Genomic DNA, 18,049 nt, shown 5'->3' with positions numbered 1-18,049 from the left:
AAAGATAGGTACTATCTGAAAGGATAGTGTGAAATATGGGCATATCCGATTTAAACGGCAAGGATACGCGTATTCAGGACACCCCGTTTGGCTATACAATGTCCGTAATTGGCGGGAAGTGGAAGATGGTGATTCTGTACCTCTTGGCCGAGAAGCAGCCGGTTCGCTTCAATGAGATGAAGAGACAGCTTGGGGCCATCACATACAAGACATTAAGCTCTCAGCTTAAAGAACTAGAGGCAGATGGGATGGTTGAGCGCATAGAATACCCACAGGTACCGCCCAAGGTAGAGTACAGCCTCACGGAGAAAGCGCAGACGCTACTGCCCGTACTGGAGCAGCTATGTGATTGGGGCATTAAGAACCATGACAATGGCTAAGCAATACGATTATGATCTTGTAGCATATTCCTAATAGGCGGTGAATTTGTGGGAGCCAGTATTAAAGATGTTGCGCGAAGAGCGGGCGTATCGGTCACCAGCGTCTCGCGTGTACTTAATGGAGAGAAATACATAAGCGAGACGCTATTAGCCAAAGTCAATCAAGCCATCGCGGAATTGAATTATACCCCAAGTCATATTGCTCGCAGCTTGAAGAAGCAGAAGACGGATATGATCGGAGTCATCGTTCCCGATATTACGAACCATTTCTGCTCGACCATCCTTAGCAGCATTGAGAAGACGGCAAGCGAGCATGGCTACAGCCTGATGATCTGCAATATCGCTGAGGATCTGGATAAGGAATATACGTATTTGCAATCCTTTCAAGAGATGCGGGTGGATGGCATTCTCATTATGCATCAGAAGGTGGATGAGCGGATCGTATCGTTGATGGAGAGCCTGACCATTCCTACGTTGTTCACTTGTGTTAAATCTCCTCTGCCTTCCAAGCGCTCCGTGCTGATCGATGATTATCAGGCGGCCTTTGACGCTACCACGTATCTGATCGATTGCGGACATCGTCAGATTGCTTTTCTTGGGGGGGATTTGAGGGATATTACGGCTGGTGATGCACGTTATCGTGGTTATGTGGATGCTATGCAGACTTATAAGCTAGAGGTGGACCCGCGGTATGTCCGGTTTGGGGACTATAAAATGGAGAGCGGCCGGAAGCTGATGTCCGATCTGCTTCAATTACAAGAGCTGCCTACGGTCGTATTTGCTGCAAGTGATGATATGGCTGTAGGTGCTCTGAATGTGGCTCTTGATTATGGACTGAGAGTTCCTGAGGATTTATCAATCGTCGGGTTTGACGGTAGTCGGATTGCAGAGGTGGTAAGGCCCGCCTTAACCACCATTCAGCAGCCCATGGAGGAACTTGGCCGAATATCACTGGAAAGCCTGCATGCTCTAATTGAGAAGCAGGATACAACTGTTCCTCCTGATCTTATCCTTCCGCATCTGCTAGTAGAGCGTGAGAGTTGCCGTAGACTATAGCTTGCCTAAATATAATAAATTTTACAAGAGTCGTAGCTTCCTTGAGGAAGGACGGCTCTTTTTGCATTTGCAAAGTTTAATAAGCCCTTAAACAAAATCTGAATAACATTTTACAAATGGCCGTTATGCTTATAAATATCGTTCTGGTATCGATACCAGAAACCTGAATGAAGAGAGAAGAGGTGACTCCAATTGGCCGTTCTACTCGCCACTGAAGGCAAATTGACGCCGGTTAGCTCCAAGACACATATTACCTATCAATTTCAATTAAATCACGAGTGCGAGTTCCTTGATATCGATTTTAAGTATGCCCCCAAGCAATACCAGGACAAAGCGGCCTCTCATGCGCTCATCATGGAGGCGATTGAGAAGTATGCAGAGCCGGAGTGGGCAGAGCCCTACAAGAAGAATTGGGAGGGGTTCTATCCGCTGCAAAATTTACTCACCCTCTCTGTGGACGGGCCTGAGGGGTTTCGCGGCTCAGCACATCGCCACCCGCCGGAGCAGCAACACCGAATATGTCTAGATGCTGGGCTGACCTCACCAGGTTTCATTCACGGCAAGCTAGCCCCAGGTGTTTGGAAAATAACGGTTAGTGTGCACTGTGTAGTCACGCCGGAATGTCGTTATGTGCTGGAAGTGAGAGGAGGAGAGATTGTTGACTGAGTGGATTCCGTTTGAACTGCACACTCACACCCCACATAGTGACGGGAGGCACACCTTGCTGGAAATGTGCCAGACAGCGGCTAGGCTGGGTCTGCAAGGCATCGCATTAACTGACCATAATACCGTGTCGGGGTTGATCGATGCAGAAGCAGTAAGTCAAGAGACAGGCATTGCCATTATCCCGGGTATGGAGTGGACGACTTTCTATGGACATATGCTGACGCTGGGCGCGCCTTATTGTGAGTGGAGAGATCTGGGGCAAGGCGATATTGCCAAGGGAATTGCCCGGGTACACGAGCAAGGAGGCATCGTAGGCATCGCCCATCCCTATAGCATGGGCAGCCCCATTTGTACGGGATGCCATTGGGAGTACACGATAGAGGATTGGGAGCAGGTGGATTACATGGAGGTATGGCATGAGACGATGCCTCCGATCAAGAACCATAATGTGCCGGCCCTGCGGCAATGGACGGATTTGCTTAATCAAGGATACCGGATATCGGCTACTTCGGGCCGGGACTGGCATCATTCCGGAGACCGCGATGCTTTGGCGGCATACACGTATGTCGGGCTTGAGGACACCGAGAGTCCAGCCTCTTCACAGGCGGTTGTAAAGGCTATTCGGCAAGGCAGATTATGTCTGAGTATGGGACCGGTCCTTGAGGTAAGCCTTCGTGTAGGTGGGAAGAGCTATCGACTAGGCGATGAAGTGCCGCTGCAGGAGGTAAACAGTAACGAGCCGGCGCAGCTATCCGTAAACATCACCCGTTCTTCTGTTCCAGAAAGACCTTGGGGGGCAGATGAGGGCTGTATGCTGATCATCACCTCGAATCTAGGCGAACTGTCCAGAGTGTCTGCGGCTGGGCGAACGCAATGGATAGAAGGCTTGAGTCTGGAAGGCTTGCGGTGGTTCCGGGTTGAGCTATTCGGTCCGATTCATGGCCTATTAGCAACGATAGCCTTCACGAATCCTATTTATGTTGAAATTTAATTTGTTCACCTTAGCATGGCCTATCTTTTTGAGCCAATTGATTCAAACCTTGATTTATACCATAGACACGCTAATGCTGGGACGCTATTCCGATCTGGCGGTAGCTGCGGTAGGAACCGTTGCCCAAATAATTACAACGGCTAATCTGATCTTCGGGTTCATCACCATAGGAGCCGGCATTATTATGAGCCAATTGTTAGGGTCAGGCAGGCCGCTGGAGGCAGGGCGTATCGCCAGGATAGCTCTGTTAGCTAATCTGTTCCTGGGTCTGATCGTAAGTGTGGGGTTGTTCTTTGGGGCCGAGCTCATTTTGCGGGCCATCTCTATGCCACCGGAGCTGATGGACTATGGGAAGACCTTCCTGACGATTACGGGCGCAGCTTCGGTGGCAGCGGCGTTTGTCATGACCGTGGAAATGATGCTGCGCATGAACGGGATGGTCAAGCGAATGCTGGCCTTATCACTGACGGTTGTCATCATCAATACCATCGGCAATTATCTGGTGTTATTCGGTCCCCTGGGTTTGCCTTCCTTCGGGGTACAAGGGGTCGCTTGGGCGACCGTTGTCAGCCGGTTTGCGGGTGTGGCATTGGCTGTGGTCATGCTGCTTCGCAGTTTGCGCCAGCATCTGTTTGCCAAGAAGCAGGATAGATTTCGCTTTGCGGATCTACGGGAGATTCTCCGGCTCGGGATTCCATCTGCAGGGGAGCACCTATCCTATTCCGCCTCACAAGTGGTGATAACGGCCATTGTGACGCTGCTGGGAACGGCGGCGATTACGACCAAGATATATACACAGTCGATTACCGGGTATGTATTCCTGATCTCCACCTCCATCGGCCAAGCCACAACCATTATGATCGGTTATTCATTGGGAGCAGGGCAGCGAGCCCAGGCCAAGCTAACGGGAAACAGACATTTACAGATTGGCCTGGTTATCAGCTTCCTGGTGAGCCTTATGCTCTATTTGTTCTCTGGCCCAATTATCGGGTGGTTCACAGAAGACCGTGTCATTATAGCGACAGCCCGGAATTTGCTGCTGTTATCCGTAGTGCTGGAAGCGGCAAGAGCCTGCAACGTCATTATGATTGCGGGACTGAATGCCAGCGGGGACGTCAGATTTCCGGTGATGGTTGGGCTCATTCTGATGTGGGGAGTCAGCGTACCGTTAGCCTATCTGCTTGGTATTGTTCTGGAGATGGGCATCTATGGCATCTGGCTGGCGTTCATTATAGATGAATGGATACGAGCGGCCTGTATGATCGTACGCTGGAGATCGGGAAAGTGGCAGAAGGTTCGTTTATCTGCAGTAACGAGGGAAGTACAAAAACTATAAAAACGGGGGAGGGGAGGACAGGTTCCTGTCCATGCTTATGTCCAAAACGGTAACGGCGGTACTGGAACAGCAGGCTAGCTGGAAGCGACAGAAAGTTTCCAAGAGAGAGCCAGGGCTGGCCTGGTATGTGTTCTTGATGCCGACATTATTGGGGATCTTGCTATTCATGGTGTATCCGCTGCTAGAATCACTTCGATTAAGCTTTGTCAAAGGAACAACCGAGCAGTTTGTTGGATTTAGCAATTATGCCAATGTTCTGCAATCGGGAACGTTCTGGTATGCCATGTATAACACGCTATACATGACCATTTTTCAACTTATCATTGCTATTCCCGCCGGGTTTGTCATCGCCTGCTTGATTAACAATTTAATGCGGGGCGGGGGCTTCCTGAAGGTATTATTCTATATTCCCAATGTCACCTCAATGGTGGCAGCGGCTACCGTGTTTTTGGCTATTCTTCATCCAGATGGCCCCATCAACTACGTATTGCAATCGTTGGGCTTTGAGAAAATTGTGTGGCTATCGCAGCCTTATTCGGCCAAGTGGGGCGTAATTATCCTGGCAATTTGGCACTGGCTGGGGTTTGTCATCATCATTAATCTCGCTAACCTGCAAGCCATCTCCCATGACTACTATGAGGCTGCTTCAATTGATGGGGCCTCACGGTTCCAGCAATGGCGGTATATTACGGTCCCCAATATGGTGGGAAGCCTGACGATTCTGTTCATTATTGGCTGGATTGGCGGACTTCAGCGATTTACCGATGCTTATATGCTGGGCGGGTTGCAGGGAAGTCCGGCGCGGTCTTTGCACACAGTGGTTGGCTTTGTGTTTGAACGAGGTTTTGGCGGTCATGAATATGGCCTGGCTTCCGCAGCCACGTATATTTTGTTCCTATTTATTTTACTCTTAACCTATTTCAACACCCTGGTTACGAAAATGAAAATCTAGAAGGAGGGTAGACAGCCCATGCTGAGCAACAGACAAGCAAGACAAATATCGGACGTTCTCTTATTCCTGTTCCTGCTCGCCCTTGGTATCATCATGCTCTATCCCTTCCTCTGGATGATTAGCGTCAGTCTGGAGCGAACGGCTAACGTCAGTATTCCATTCCCCCCGAGGTTGATCCCGGAGGAATTTTCCTGGTTCAATTATAAGCTGGTGTTTGAAAATGGGGCCTTGCTGAGCGCCTACGGAAATTCCCTAGTCATTGCTCTCTTTAGCGTACTGCTTAGCGTGTCTTCGGCGCTGCTTGGCGGGTATGCCTTCTCCAGAGGCAACTTCAAGGGCAAGCGGCTGCTATTCTTTGCGGTTCTGGCGACGATGATGATTCCCTTTGAAGCTAGACTGATCCCTATGTTCACGATGTTCAATGAACTTGGCATGATCAATACCAAGTATCCACTGATCTTCCCGGCGGTGATTAATGCCATGGGCATTGTACTGGCGAAGCAATATTTTGATAACTTGCCAGAAGGTCTGCGAGAGTCGGCCAAAATAGATGGCGCTGGTGAATTCAAAATTTTCTTTCATATTTTCGCTCCCTTAACCGGTCCCATTACAGCGACACTAGGAATTCTCTCCTTTCAGGACAGTTGGAATTCCTTTCTATGGCCGCTTGTGGTCATCAATGACCAGCATTTGAAGACGGTTCCCTTATTCCTGTCCAGCTTCTCAACTGAAAATGGTGGAAGACTGGCCGGAGTGACGATGGCCACGGCGGGAATGAGTATTTTACCTATACTTCTGGTGTTTCTGTTCTTCCAAAAATATATTATCCGCAGTATTGCTCTAAGTGGTCTGAAGGGAGAGTGATAGCAGGAACGTACCTAGGAGCGAGAAGCCATACAGATAACCGGTGAACCTTGTAAGCTTTGTAGCAGCACCAAAAATGCCAATTAATCAGGAGGGTATGCATGTACAACCATCGTAAGCTGAATTTGACAGTGATTCTTTTTCTAGCCTTGGCCTTATTACTGAGTGCCTGTGGAGGGAACGCGGCATCCAATGCTTCAAGCAACCAGGCAAACCCAGGAGCGAACACAGCCGGAAATAGTGGAAGTGAGGAAGCCAAGCCAGAGGAAGGCACCAAGCCATCGGGAACGCTTAAGGTTCAATTGGTTGGAGATTTCGTGCTTGAAGATAAGACTGATCCGGTATCGGGCCAAACCTCCCGGGGTGTGAAGGTACTTAAAGAGGAATTCGAGCGGCTTTATCCGGGGACAACCGTGGAATTCGTACTGATGGGCTGGGATAACTACAATGAGAAGACACAAACCATGCTTCAATCCGGGGCTGCCGATGTCTATCAGGTTCCGGGTATTACCTCCTTTACAGAGCAAGGGTTGCTGGAGCCGTTGCAGCCTTATATTGACAAGGATCAATTCGACTTGGGCGTGTATCTTGACGGTCAGGTGGAGGGCTGGAAGACGATGGGGCCAAGCGATCAGGAGCCGCAGATTTATGGGTTGCCTTTCATTGGAGATGCGCGCTTGATCGTGTATGATAGCCAGCTATTTGAAGATTGGGGCGTAGAACCGCTGTCGGAATCGCCAACCATGCAGGAAATCGTGGAGAAGGCGGCTGCAATGACTGGCAAAAATCCGAAGACCGGAGAAATGAACTACGGACTCACCTATAAAGGTGGGGATGCTGCAGACACCGTAATGAACATCAACGAGTCTTTGGGCGGCAAATGGGGTGAAGGCTTCCTGTGGAAGGACATGAAGCTGGAATTTGATAGCGAGACGATGATTCAATCCCTGGATTTGTTGAAAGAAGCGACAAAGTATGCACCTGAAGGGGTATTGGCGGGACAAGGTGCGGAGAACTTCCTGCGCGAGAATAACAATGTAGCCATTAACCTGCGTATCGTACCAGGCTTCATCAATGACATCGCCACCTTTGGCCTGGAAGATCGCTACAAAGCGGCTCTATTATTCAAAAATCCGACTACAGGCACGGGTGGCATGTTCGCAGGCAGTCCCTTCTCCATCGGAGCCTCAGCCAAGAATAAGGACCTGGCTTGGGAATGGGTGAAGTTCAGTAGCGGCGAGTTCTTCCAACAATATATGTGGACGGATCAGCGTTCACAAAGTATGCCGGTAGTCAAAGCGGCCAGAGAATGGGACAGCGTGAAGGAGATCCCGCAAATGGACATTATCCTGGAGCAAATGAGTCAGCTCTGGACGCCGCGTTATCCGTACCGTTCCGGGCAACCACGTTATATCCTGTCCGAAAATGTGGAGCGTGTCTTGCTGGGCGAACTCTCCGCAGCCGACGCGATGAAGAGAGCCCAAGAGGAAGCCACCGCTTGGCTAACTCAGCAGAACTAATATACTACAGCCCCTGGCTATCGCCAGGGGTTTTTCTATATTTACCCATAAAATATTAAACATAAATTTTGGATAAGGAGGGATATTAACATCAAAAAAAGAAGGTGACCTGCACGTGGAGATATATAATGCAAATGGTAACTATAAAGCTGGAGACATCGTGTATGTGATTTATCGCAACCCTCATACACAAGACGTAGCTAATGTACAGCAGGCGGCAGTCATACATGATCCTGAAAATCCAGGTGCGTTGGCCGTCTTTTTATATGAAACGTACTATCCATTAACGGCAGAAATGGCGGTATATACCACGGAGTCGGAAGCCAATGAGGCCTATAGCTACTATTTCGGCGGTACTGTGGAGGAGAGCTTTCAATGAATGCTCCTTTTATGCCGCGACTCGTTTATTTTGAGCCAGACGCTTTGGAGTACCCTTTAGGGGTAAGCCTGCATGAGAAGTTCCAGAAGATGAACCTGGACATTAGATACACCACATCGCACAATCAGGTGCGGAATCTCCCCGGTGACAGTGATTTGCAAAAATATCGGGTTGCGAAATCCACGCTGGTCGTGGGTGTACGTAAAACGTTGAAATTTGATACCTCCAAACCTTCCGCGGAATATGCAATTCCTTTTGCAACGGGATGTATGGGGCATTGTCATTACTGCTACTTACAGACCACCATGGGCAGCAAGCCTTATATCCGTACCTATGTCAATGTGGAAGAAATATTAATGGCGGCGGATAAATATATGGAGGAGCGGATACCTGAATTTACCCGGTTCGAGGCCGCTTGTACTTCAGATATTGTGGGTATCGACCACTTAACACATACGTTAAAAAGAGCGATTGAGCATTTTGGACAGTCCGAATATGGCAAGCTGCGTTTTGTAACCAAGTTTCACCATGTGGACCATTTACTCGACGCCAATCATAACGGAAAAACGAGATTTCGGTTTAGTGTAAATGCGGATTATGTCATTAAGAACTTTGAACCGGGGACATCCCCATTGGCGAAACGCATTGAAGCGGCTGGTAAAGTGGCACGTGCAGGTTATCCACTTGGTTTCATTGTAGCGCCAATTTATTTGCATGAGGGCTGGAAGGAAGGATACTATCATATGTTCGAGCGGCTGGATCAGGAGCTGGATGAGGGGGTAAGAGACGATATTACCTTTGAGTTTATTCAGCACCGCTTCACGAAGCCTGCCAAACGTGTCATTGAGAAAAATTATCCGATGACCAAGCTGGAACTGGATGAAGAGAAACGCAGATACAAGTGGGGCAGATACGGGATTGGCAAATACATTTATCAGAAGGATGAAGAAGCAGAATTGAAGGAGCATCTTCATGAATGTATGAATAAGTTCTTCCCCCAGGCGAAGCTGGAATATTTTACGTGAACAAGAATGACAGCCCCAGGCCATCGCTTGGGGCTATCGCAAACTGGAAGGAGTGCACCCGCGGAGCTGGCGAAACGCCCGGTTGAAGGTGCGCACATTCGTAAATCCGCATTCCAGGGCAATATCAAGCATGGTCTGATTGGAGGTGCGGATGAGTTCCTCTGCCCTATCTATACGGATGCTATTGAGATAAGAAGGCAGGCTCATGCCTGTGGTGTGTTTGAAGGTGCGTGAAAAATGATAGACACTCATATGTGCCTGGCGAGCTGCCTCCTCTAGCGTAATGGGACGGGACCAATGCTCCTCCAGGTAGTCAAGCGCTTCGCGCATGGCTTGGCGGCTTCCGCTGAAGCGATGGCTCTGGGAAAGGGTCAGTGGCTCACTAGGGACGTGACGAAGAATTAGCCCACTGAGCTGGTAGAGCAGACCAAGCATGATGGTTTCGTAATGGGCAGATTTGTCCCGTTCTTCACGAAGCAGCTCATGCATCAACTCCCCGGCCTGATTGGCAAGATGACCACCGCCCGTGTCAGGTCGCCCTGCATTTCCAACATAAGGAGAGAGCAGACGAAGATGGTCAGGCCATCCACCGGGAGCTCCGATAGTTTGCGGATTAAAGATGACCAGAAGCATAGTTGATTCTAGCCCTGTGCTGTCGTAATAATGAATATCCCCGCTGCTGCAAATCGCCATATCTCCCGCTTGCAGTAGCCAGCTTTCCGAATTGATACCTACTTGCACACTCCCCGCTGTAACATATATCAGTTCCACATCCTGATGCCAGTGAGCCAAGAACGAAAGGTCCTGCAATTGCATGGTACTGATGCGTAGGTTGCCTCCATAATAGCGCTGCTCATGATAAGCCTTCAACTTTGTTGCCCCCTGCTTATTATTTAAAATCATTGAACGAGTACATAAGTGATCGATTACTGGACTGCTAAGCATAAAATAGCAAAAAATGTCCGATTGAACAATGGATTTGGCGAGCTTTTCCCGGCTGTGCGGCTTACAATTTGAGTGAATAGATGGAAAGTTGCTGCAACTACAGTACGGGAAGGAGAACATAAACATATGGCTAGGAAGGCTTTAATTGTACAAGGTGGCTGGGACGGGCACGAGCCTGTTCAGGTATCCGAAATATTCGCTGATGTACTAAAAAAGGAAGGCTTCGAGGTAGAGATTTCGGACACGCTGGACCGTTTTGCGGATGAGGACAATTTGAAGAGTCACGATCTGCTCGTACCGATCTGGACGATGGGAGAGATTAAGGAGGAGCAGCTTCGCTCTGTGCTCCAGGCGGTACAGTCCGGCGTGGGCATTGCTGGCTGTCACGGAGGCATGTGTGATTCCTTCCGCAATTCAGTTGAATGGCAATTTATGACCGGATCACAATGGGTCGCCCATCCCTTCAATGATGGCGTCGAGTACGAGGTGAATATGGTGATGAACAGCTCCAGTCCGCTGGTTGAGGGGATTCAGGACTTCAAGGTCAAGTCGGAGCAATATTATCTTCATGTAGATCCTTGCGTGAATGTACTGGCGACAACGACCTTTGCGCTGAGTGAGGGGCCTCATTCTGCAAACGGTATCATTACGATGCCTGTCGTGTATACGAAGAAGTGGGGACAGGGCCGAGTGTTTTACAATTCACTGGGGCATCACGCCGATATTTTTGATATTCCAGAGGCGCGGGAACTGATGCGTCGTGGCTTCTTGTGGGCAGCCAAGGTGTAGGAACATTAAATTCAGGCTAAAGGCGGGATCATTGTTGAATAAAATCAAGGTTGGTATCGTGGGCTGCGGTAATATCAGCGGCATCTATCTGGAGAATCTGACGAACATGTTTGCAAATACAGAGGTCTATGCAGTTGCGGATACGATTCGTGAACGGGCGGAGCTTGCTGCGAAGACCCACGGCATTCCGCATGTATGGACAACAGAGCAGCTATTGTGCTCCCCGGAAATAGAAATTGTGGTGAACTTGACGACACCAGCAGGTCACTATGAAATTTGCAAAGCAGCCCTGATGCAGGGCAAGCATGTCTATGTAGAGAAGCCCTTATCACTGGAGTTCGAGCACGGGTTGGAGTTAACCAGACTGGCGGAGGAGAAGGGACTTATGCTTGGCTGTGCGCCGGATACCTTTCTGGGAGCTGGCCTGCAGACCTGCCGGAAGCTGATTGATGACGGCTTTATTGGCGATCCGATTGCCGCTACAGCCTTTATGCTGTGTCACGGACATGAGGGCTGGCATCCTGATCCGGAATTTTACTATTTAGAGGGCGGTGGCCCGATGTTTGATATGGGGCCTTACTATTTGACTGCACTGGTATCTTTGCTAGGCTCGGTAAAGACCGTATGTGGGATTGCCAGAAAGACCTTTCCACAACGAACGATTACGAGCAGTCCTAAGTTTGGTCAGCAAATAGAGGTGCAGGTGCCTACGCATGTGGCGGGAACGATGGAATTTGCTTCGGGACCGGTGGTGACGATGGTGACCAGCTTTGACGTCTGGGACAGCACTCTGCCGCGAATTGAAATTTATGGCTCGGCCGGCACGTTGATTGTTCCTGATCCCAATACTTTTGGTGGCCCGATTCTATTCAAGCCGGCTGGCGGAGAAGGCTTTGCTGAAATTCCGTTGCTCCATAGCCATGCCATGAACAGTCGGGGCATTGGCGTAGCGGATATGGCTGCTTGCATGGTTAGCGGGCAAAAACATCGAGCCAATGGGGAGTTAGCAAATCATGTTTTGGAGATTATGCACGCATTCCATATCAGTTCGGAGTCAAAGCGATACGCAGAGTTGACCACATGCTGTGAGCGTCCAAGACCGCTTGCACCTGGGCTGATTCAAGGCATATTAACTTAACCTTTAAACAAATGGATATTTCTTCTAATTTGTAAACGAAGCTTGTATAATGAAACTAGCTTGTTTATTGAGAGGAGACCTGCACCCGATGTCAATGTCTTTGCCGAGGAAAAGCCAGAAGGAACTAGGAATATCGCCAAGTAAAATCCTGGATTTTATTGATTACTTGGAAGCGCATTCAATAGAGGTGCATAGCTTTATGCTGCTGCGCCATGGTCATGTGGCTGCTGAGGGCTGGTGGCATCCGTATGGGCCGGAACTGCCTCATATGCTATTTTCGCTTAGTAAAAGCTTCACTTCCACCGCTATAGGTCTGGCTGTACAGGAAGGAAAATTGAGTGTAGATGATCCAGTCATCTCTTTCTTCCCTGATGAGCTACCGGCTGAGGTGTCGGCAAATTTATCTGCTATGCGCATTAAGCATTTGCTCATGATGGGGACGGGGCATACCTTCGATACAACAAGTGATATGCATCAGGCTCCGGACGGTAATTGGGCCAGAGCTTTTCTGGCGTTGTCCGTCGAGCTTGAACCAGGAACGCATTTTCTTTACAACACAGGGGCCACCTATATGCTCTCAGCCATTTTGCAGAAAGTAACGGGACAGACGCTGCTGCAATTTTTACAGCCTCGTTTATTTGAGCCATTGGGTATTACTAACCCTTCGTGGGAGAGCTGCCCGAAGGGCATTAATACAGGCGGTTTTGGTCTGAAAGTCAGAACAGAGGATATTGCGAAGTTTGGACAGCTATATTTGCAGAAGGGAATATGGCAGGGCCAGCGCTTGGTGAATGAAGATTGGATTGCCGAGGCCACAGCCAAGCAGATCTCAAATGGGGACGGCGGAGAGAGTGATTGGGCGCAAGGGTATGGCTACCAGTTCTGGCGGTGTCGTCATGGAGTGTATCGGGGGGACGGGGCATTCGGACAATTCTGCATCGTGATAGAGGAATGGGATGCTGTACTGGCCATGACCGGGGGAACCAATGATCTTCAAGGGGTCCTGAATGGAGTGTGGGAGCATTTAATTGCTGCATTCAAGAGTAGCGGCAGCGAGGCAGTGGAAGAGCCTGAGGCTGTTGAACTGCTGCAGGGCAGATTGAACCAACTGAAGCTGGAACCTCCTTGCTTGCAGCAGGAGCCACAGTCGCAGTGGGAGATGAACGCTAATAAGAGCTGTTATCGACTTGAGTCCAACCCATTGAAGCTGGAGACGATTCAGATTGAGTTCGTAGAGGATACGGCAATACTGCAAATTCGGGCGGAGGGTACGGACCACCGAATTGAGCTGGGCAGGCAGCGCTGGGTCCCTGGCAGAACCTCCTTCTTTGGCGAAGAGGAACAAATAGTGGGCTCGTATACCTGGAAGGAGCAAGGTCGGCTGTTGTTGACGATCCAGCGGGTTGAGACGCCGTTTTGCATCACGATATCTTCGGAGTATAGAGCGGCTGACGACCAAATAGAGCTTCAAGTGAGCTGGAATGCTTCCTTCGAGCCGGATGAACCTCCCGTTCTGCGGGGCAGACGGATCTAAAAAAATCTTCACAGGGTATTCCCTATATCTAAGAGAGATGTTATGATACAAAATAAGATAACAACTCCAAAGGGGAGTAGCTGTACAGTAAAGTCGTCATTACGGGATGAGAATCCTCGGCTTTATTGGCAACATTACGTTGTTAGCGAGACCTTTGCCTATAGTGGCAGAGGTCTCTTTTGTTAAGGTCTCTGCCGAAGTAGGCAGAGGCCTTTTTGGTTATATCGGGCTCATAGGTAGGGGTGCCAGGTTATCCGAGTCTATGGTTCGTAACGGAGGTGAGCCGTACCAGAAGGAGTATGAGGCCAGAAAAGGCTGGAGCAACGATAACAATAACTAGAGAGACAGGAGTGGTAAAATGGATATTTCAATTTTCATGGAATACGCTTGGGTACTGGTGGTACTCATTGTGCTAGAGGGACTGCTCGCTGCCGACAATGCATTGGTACTGGCGATCATGGTTAAGCATTTGCCGGATGACGAGCGGAAGAAGGCTTTGTTTTATGGTCTGACCGGTGCTTTTGTTTTCCGGTTGCTCTCGTTGTTCATTATTTCGTTCCTGGTTAATGTGTGGCAGGTGCAAGCGATTGGTGCCTTGTATTTATTCTTTATTTCACTGAATCACATTATCCGGAAGGTCCTTATGAAGAAGACAGAGCCGGCGCCGGAAGAAGCATTACTACCAGATCAAGTGAAGAAGAAGTCTGGCTTCTGGATGACGGTGTTAAAGGTAGAATTGGCCGATATCGCCTTCGCGGTTGACTCTATTCTAGCGGCAGTAGCTTTGGCCGTGGTATTGCCGGATACGCCGTTGCCTAGCATTGGCGGTATGGACGGCGGACAATTTCTGGTTGTCTTCCTCGGTGGGTTTATCGGGATGATCATTATGCGTTTTGCGGCTAACCTTTTTGTGGGACTGCTAAAACGCAAGCCGGGACTGGAAATCGCAGCCTTTGTTATTGTGGGGTGGGTAGGTGTCAAGCTGGCCGTGTATACGCTAGCGCATCCTTCCCTCGCGATGATTCCTGAGAGCTTCGCTAAAAGTCCGGCATGGAAATTAACCTTCTATGTGGTATTGATTGCAATTGCTTTGGCGGGCTGGTTCTTGTCCAAGGACAAGAAGGAGACGAATACCACTTCTGGCGAGAAGCTGGACGTTTCCCAGGCGGACAGCCAGGCATAACGTGGATTTCTACCTTATAAGAATTTATTGAATCAGGAAAATCCAGGAACAATAGCGATCGGAAGAACCCTACAAACCCGTAGGGCCTCGTCGGACACATGGCAAGAAATGATTTTGGTTTTGAGCCAATAATAAAGGACCTTTTAAGCTCGTGATCTATCGGTAGCTTTTGCTTCCAGTAGATCAGATAGGCTTGGAAGGTCCTTTGTGTTCTACGACTGGGTTACAGCTTAACCCAGGCCATCAAGCCATCCGGCTGGTCGGGATTGATGCCGTGGCGCTCGGCACTGGAGAGCGCAGCGATTTGCGGGATGAAGATGAACGGGATACCACGAACTGCGGCATCCAGCGGCTGATCGGTCGTGATGGCCAGATCCACGATATCCTGCGGCAGCACGTCTGCCCGGTCGGCAAAGGCAATGACGGTAGCTCCGCGTTCCTTGAGATCCTGCATGAGGTTGCGCTGATGGTCCACATCGTTGTCAGATAAGGCGGCGATAACGAGCGTTTCCCGCCCAATCGTCACCATCGGTCCATGGCGAACATCAAGAAGATGATAGGAATGGGCTTGTGTTTTGGCGATTTCCGTCAGAGCAATTGCTCCTTCCGCGGCCAGCCCCTGAAGCTCCCCGTCTGCCAGTACGACGGCATTACTCCAGGCAAAATCGGAAGTCCGGCGAATTCCTTCCTCGGTGCGAGCCATGTAGGCTTCACCTTGCTGAATGGCTGCTTGCAGATCGGCAATCAAGGCCTCATCACCAGCCAGAAAGGCGGCTAACAGTAGGTTAACAGCATAGAGATTGGTGACCGTACGAGTCTGGCAGACGCTATGATCGAAGGCCCACGGCAGGGCCAGAGCACAATCGGCTACTTGAGCGAGCGGCGAATTTTCTACACAGGAGATGGCTAGTACCGGCGTTCGCTGTATAGCTTGAACCTGGCGAAGGGCTTCCACGACTTCACTAGTGCTACCCGAACGTGACGGGGCAATGATCAACGTGCCTTCAAGCAGCGGACGATAACGCCGGGCATGTAACATCAGGTCCCCGGCAGCCAAAGCTACCGCAGGCAGGCCAGTACGTAATCGAAAAGTAAATGCCGCCGCCTCACTTAAGCAATAGCTGGAGCCACAGCCTACAAAGGTTACACTCTTCACGTCTTGCGCCTGGACAAAAGCAGTTAGTTCCTCACGCTTAGATAGCATATAATCGTAGGTTTGCTGTAAAGCCTGGTATTGGCCCTTAATTTCACTATAGGTCAAACTCATAATAGGTACCCTCCCACATACAAAATGAAATGACTCTTTATGTCAATTTTATAATTGATTCACTCAAAAAATCAACTAAAAGATAATTTTAATCAAAATAAATGGCTTAAACTCGCAAAATACAGATTTATTTTTTCTAAAATGATTGAAATTATCAAATAAAAAGATTATTATAATCACAAGTACAAAAATTATCCATTTTTCATGAAAGGAGGAATCGGAATGCCACTCATCTCGTCCACGGAAATGCTGCAAGTTGCTCGCAGGGAGAAGTACGCTGTCGCTGCCTTCAATGTACATACCCTGGAAATGCTTCAGGCGGTCGTCGAAGCTGCAGTAGAGACAGCATCCCCGTTAATCATCCAAACGACGGTAGGCACCGTCAAGCATCTGGGTCCGGATTACATTGCCCATGCCGCGAAGACGGCGGCGGATCGTACAGATTTGCCAATGGCACTGCATCTGGATCACTGCACGGATTTTACGACCATCATTCAATGCATTCGTGCTGGCTACACCTCGGTAATGATTGATGCTTCAATGTATCCTTTCGAAGAGAATGTAGAGCAGACCCGTAAAGTCATGGAGGTTGCCATAGCTTCCGGCGTTAATGTAGAGGCGGAGCTGGGAAAAGTAGGCGGGGTTGAGGACAACATCGTGGTGGATGAAAGGCATGCCTCATTGGCTGATCCCGAAGAATGCGTGCAATTCGTGGCACAGACGGGTGTACTCACGCTTGCCCCGGCTATCGGAACGGCACATGGTATCTACAAGGGACGCCCCGACATTGATTTTGCCCGAATTGCCCGAATCGCTGAGTTGGTTGATGTTCCCTTGGTGCTGCACGGCGGCTCCGGTGTTCCGGCCGAACAAATTCACCAAGCCGTGGCACTGGGCATGTCGAAGGTGAACATTGCGACCGAGCTGCGTATTGCCTTTTCTAATGCCATCAAGGGCGTATTTACGGATCATCCTGAAGAGAATGATCCCCGTAAGTATATGGTTCCGGCGAAGGAAGCGGTCAAACAGTTGGCTATGGAGAAAATGCGGCTTTGCGGCAGCATCGGCAAGGCTGGCATTGCGCGTTGATAACGGTGGCTGTATTGCAATCTATCCTGGCATCCTCCACAATAGAGCTAACACGGCTGGGCTTGTCTGCCCGGACACATTCAGAGGTTGTTTAAAGGAGAGAGCCATGCACTATTCAAAGGGTGAATTGCGCCGAGCGAAGACGCTCGAATTGATTAAATCCCACGGCAAAATTTCGTTGCAGGAAATCATCGAGGCGATGGGTTGCTCGGAGGCTACGGCCAGACGCGATCTGGATGTGCTGGAGAAGGCCGGAGGGATCATTCGTACAACAGGCGGGGCCATTTACGAAGGAGCGCTGATGCCTTCGGCTGCGGAGTTGCCTTTTGCCGCCAAGCGAGACTTTAAGCGGCTGGATAAGGAGCGGATTGCTCAAGCGGCGGCTGCACTTGTTCAGGAAGGGGATATTATTTGCCTGACCGGGGGAACCACAACGTTCTTTATCGCCAAAGCGCTGAAGCAGCGCCAGAATATTACGGTGGTTACTAATGCCGTGAATATCGCCTTTGAGCTTGCTGATGCCGAGGGAGTTCAAGTAGTGGTCATTGGCGGTGTAATGCGTGCCAAGAGTTATGAACTGAGTGGTCCATTAGCCGAGAATGTGATTGATAAGATCAATATTACCAAGATGTTTCTGGGGGTAGACGGAGTATCGTTGAACCACGGCTTCACGATGCACTCCGAGCTAGAAGCTCATATTGCCCAATTGATGATGGAACGTTCAAGCAGCGTGTATGCTGTATTCGACCAGAGCAAGCTGGAGAAGAGCGCTTTATTTACGATTACTCCGCTGAATCAGGTAACGGGTGTAATTATGAATAGACCGCCGGAGGGATGGTTTGAGCAAGCGTGCCGGGAGCAGCAGATTGCCATACATACACCCTTAGACCATACGGCTTCCGTATAAAATACGCCTGATATCCTCAAGCAACCTC

At 49.6% G+C, this 18,049-nt stretch carries 19 protein-coding genes; 17 read left to right on the top strand and 2 right to left on the bottom strand.

Annotated elements, in window-relative coordinates; all coding sequences use genetic code 11:
• The first annotated feature begins 35 nt into the window (after positions 1 to 35).
• From BN3279_RS08865 to splB, 10 genes are all read left to right on the top strand, one after another.
• The gene (locus tag BN3279_RS08865; protein ID WP_059050253.1) at positions 36 to 380 is read left to right on the top strand and encodes a winged helix-turn-helix transcriptional regulator; all 345 of its coding nucleotides are present in this window, start codon (positions 36 to 38) and stop codon (positions 378 to 380) included.
• A gap of 48 nt (positions 381 to 428) precedes the next feature.
• On the top strand, positions 429 to 1,436 hold the full coding sequence (locus tag BN3279_RS08860; RefSeq protein WP_059050252.1) for a LacI family DNA-binding transcriptional regulator: 1,008 nt from the start codon (positions 429 to 431) through the stop codon (positions 1,434 to 1,436).
• A gap of 192 nt (positions 1,437 to 1,628) precedes the next feature.
• Complete coding sequence (locus BN3279_RS08855; RefSeq protein WP_059050251.1) at positions 1,629 to 2,102, top strand: hypothetical protein; 474 nt, start codon at positions 1,629 to 1,631, stop codon at positions 2,100 to 2,102.
• A complete protein-coding gene (locus BN3279_RS08850) occupies positions 2,095 to 3,093 on the top strand; it encodes a CehA/McbA family metallohydrolase (RefSeq protein ID WP_082672991.1) in 999 nt (332 codons plus the stop codon). The genes BN3279_RS08855 and BN3279_RS08850 overlap by 8 nt, the downstream gene beginning before the upstream one ends.
• A gap of 28 nt (positions 3,094 to 3,121) precedes the next feature.
• Positions 3,122 to 4,429, top strand: a complete 1,308-nt coding sequence (locus BN3279_RS08845; RefSeq protein ID WP_232436791.1) for an MATE family efflux transporter — start codon at positions 3,122 to 3,124, stop codon at positions 4,427 to 4,429.
• Between the two features lie 37 nt (positions 4,430 to 4,466).
• The gene (locus BN3279_RS08840) at positions 4,467 to 5,381 is read left to right on the top strand and encodes a carbohydrate ABC transporter permease (RefSeq protein WP_059050504.1); all 915 of its coding nucleotides are present in this window, start codon (positions 4,467 to 4,469) and stop codon (positions 5,379 to 5,381) included.
• A gap of 18 nt (positions 5,382 to 5,399) precedes the next feature.
• The gene (locus tag BN3279_RS08835; RefSeq protein WP_059050249.1) at positions 5,400 to 6,245 is read left to right on the top strand and encodes a carbohydrate ABC transporter permease; all 846 of its coding nucleotides are present in this window, start codon (positions 5,400 to 5,402) and stop codon (positions 6,243 to 6,245) included.
• Positions 6,246 to 6,346: 101 nt separating this feature from the next.
• Positions 6,347 to 7,765: an extracellular solute-binding protein gene (locus tag BN3279_RS08830; protein ID WP_059050248.1), complete on the top strand. Its 1,419-nt coding sequence runs from the start codon at positions 6,347 to 6,349 to the stop codon at positions 7,763 to 7,765.
• A 115-nt stretch (positions 7,766 to 7,880) separates the two neighbouring features.
• A complete protein-coding gene (locus BN3279_RS08825; protein ID WP_059050247.1) occupies positions 7,881 to 8,144 on the top strand; it encodes a transcriptional regulator SplA domain-containing protein in 264 nt (87 codons plus the stop codon).
• The gene (gene splB / locus BN3279_RS08820; protein WP_059050246.1) at positions 8,141 to 9,169 is read left to right on the top strand and encodes a spore photoproduct lyase; all 1,029 of its coding nucleotides are present in this window, start codon (positions 8,141 to 8,143) and stop codon (positions 9,167 to 9,169) included. Before BN3279_RS08825 ends, splB begins: the two co-directional genes overlap by 4 nt.
• A gap of 33 nt (positions 9,170 to 9,202) precedes the next feature.
• On the opposite strand, the gene BN3279_RS08815 is transcribed toward splB, so the two are convergent.
• Positions 9,203 to 10,039: an AraC family transcriptional regulator gene (locus tag BN3279_RS08815; protein ID WP_059050245.1), complete on the bottom strand. Its 837-nt coding sequence runs from the start codon at positions 10,037 to 10,039 to the stop codon at positions 9,203 to 9,205.
• 201 nt (positions 10,040 to 10,240) lie between these two features.
• On the opposite strand from BN3279_RS08815, the gene BN3279_RS08810 reads away from it, so the two are divergent.
• The 5 genes from BN3279_RS08810 (at position 10,241) to BN3279_RS08790 (ending at position 14,758) form a co-directional block, all read left to right on the top strand.
• Entirely contained in the window at positions 10,241 to 10,903 is a 663-nt protein-coding gene (locus BN3279_RS08810) for a ThuA domain-containing protein (protein WP_059050244.1), read from the top strand.
• A 34-nt stretch (positions 10,904 to 10,937) separates the two neighbouring features.
• Positions 10,938 to 12,041 (top strand): Gfo/Idh/MocA family protein, encoded by a 1,104-nt coding sequence (locus tag BN3279_RS08805; protein ID WP_059050243.1) that lies wholly within the window; start codon positions 10,938 to 10,940, stop codon positions 12,039 to 12,041.
• 88 nt (positions 12,042 to 12,129) lie between these two features.
• Positions 12,130 to 13,575, top strand: a complete 1,446-nt coding sequence (locus BN3279_RS08800; protein ID WP_059050242.1) for a serine hydrolase domain-containing protein — start codon at positions 12,130 to 12,132, stop codon at positions 13,573 to 13,575.
• Between the two features lie 106 nt (positions 13,576 to 13,681).
• Positions 13,682 to 13,915, top strand: coding sequence for a hypothetical protein (locus BN3279_RS23980; protein WP_059050241.1), 234 nt, complete (start codon positions 13,682 to 13,684; stop codon positions 13,913 to 13,915).
• Between the two features lie 18 nt (positions 13,916 to 13,933).
• A complete protein-coding gene (locus tag BN3279_RS08790; RefSeq protein WP_059050240.1) occupies positions 13,934 to 14,758 on the top strand; it encodes a TerC family protein in 825 nt (274 codons plus the stop codon).
• A 223-nt stretch (positions 14,759 to 14,981) separates the two neighbouring features.
• Here the strand turns inward: BN3279_RS08790 and BN3279_RS08785 are convergent, their stop codons facing one another.
• Positions 14,982 to 16,025: an SIS domain-containing protein gene (locus BN3279_RS08785; protein WP_059050239.1), complete on the bottom strand. Its 1,044-nt coding sequence runs from the start codon at positions 16,023 to 16,025 to the stop codon at positions 14,982 to 14,984.
• A 222-nt stretch (positions 16,026 to 16,247) separates the two neighbouring features.
• Here BN3279_RS08785 and fba point away from each other — a divergent pair, with 222 nt between their 5' ends.
• A complete protein-coding gene (fba, locus tag BN3279_RS08780) occupies positions 16,248 to 17,114 on the top strand; it encodes a class II fructose-1,6-bisphosphate aldolase (protein ID WP_059050238.1) in 867 nt (288 codons plus the stop codon).
• A 106-nt stretch (positions 17,115 to 17,220) separates the two neighbouring features.
• Entirely contained in the window at positions 17,221 to 18,021 is an 801-nt protein-coding gene (locus BN3279_RS08775) for a DeoR/GlpR family DNA-binding transcription regulator (protein WP_059050237.1), read from the top strand.
• Positions 18,022 to 18,049 lie beyond the last annotated feature (28 nt).

The organism is Paenibacillus senegalimassiliensis, from assembly GCF_001486585.1.
Lineage (GTDB): Bacteria > Bacillota > Bacilli > Paenibacillales > Paenibacillaceae > Fontibacillus > Fontibacillus senegalimassiliensis.
Note: the sequence above shows the minus strand (reverse complement) of the source record. Positions and strands in the feature narration are given on the sequence as shown.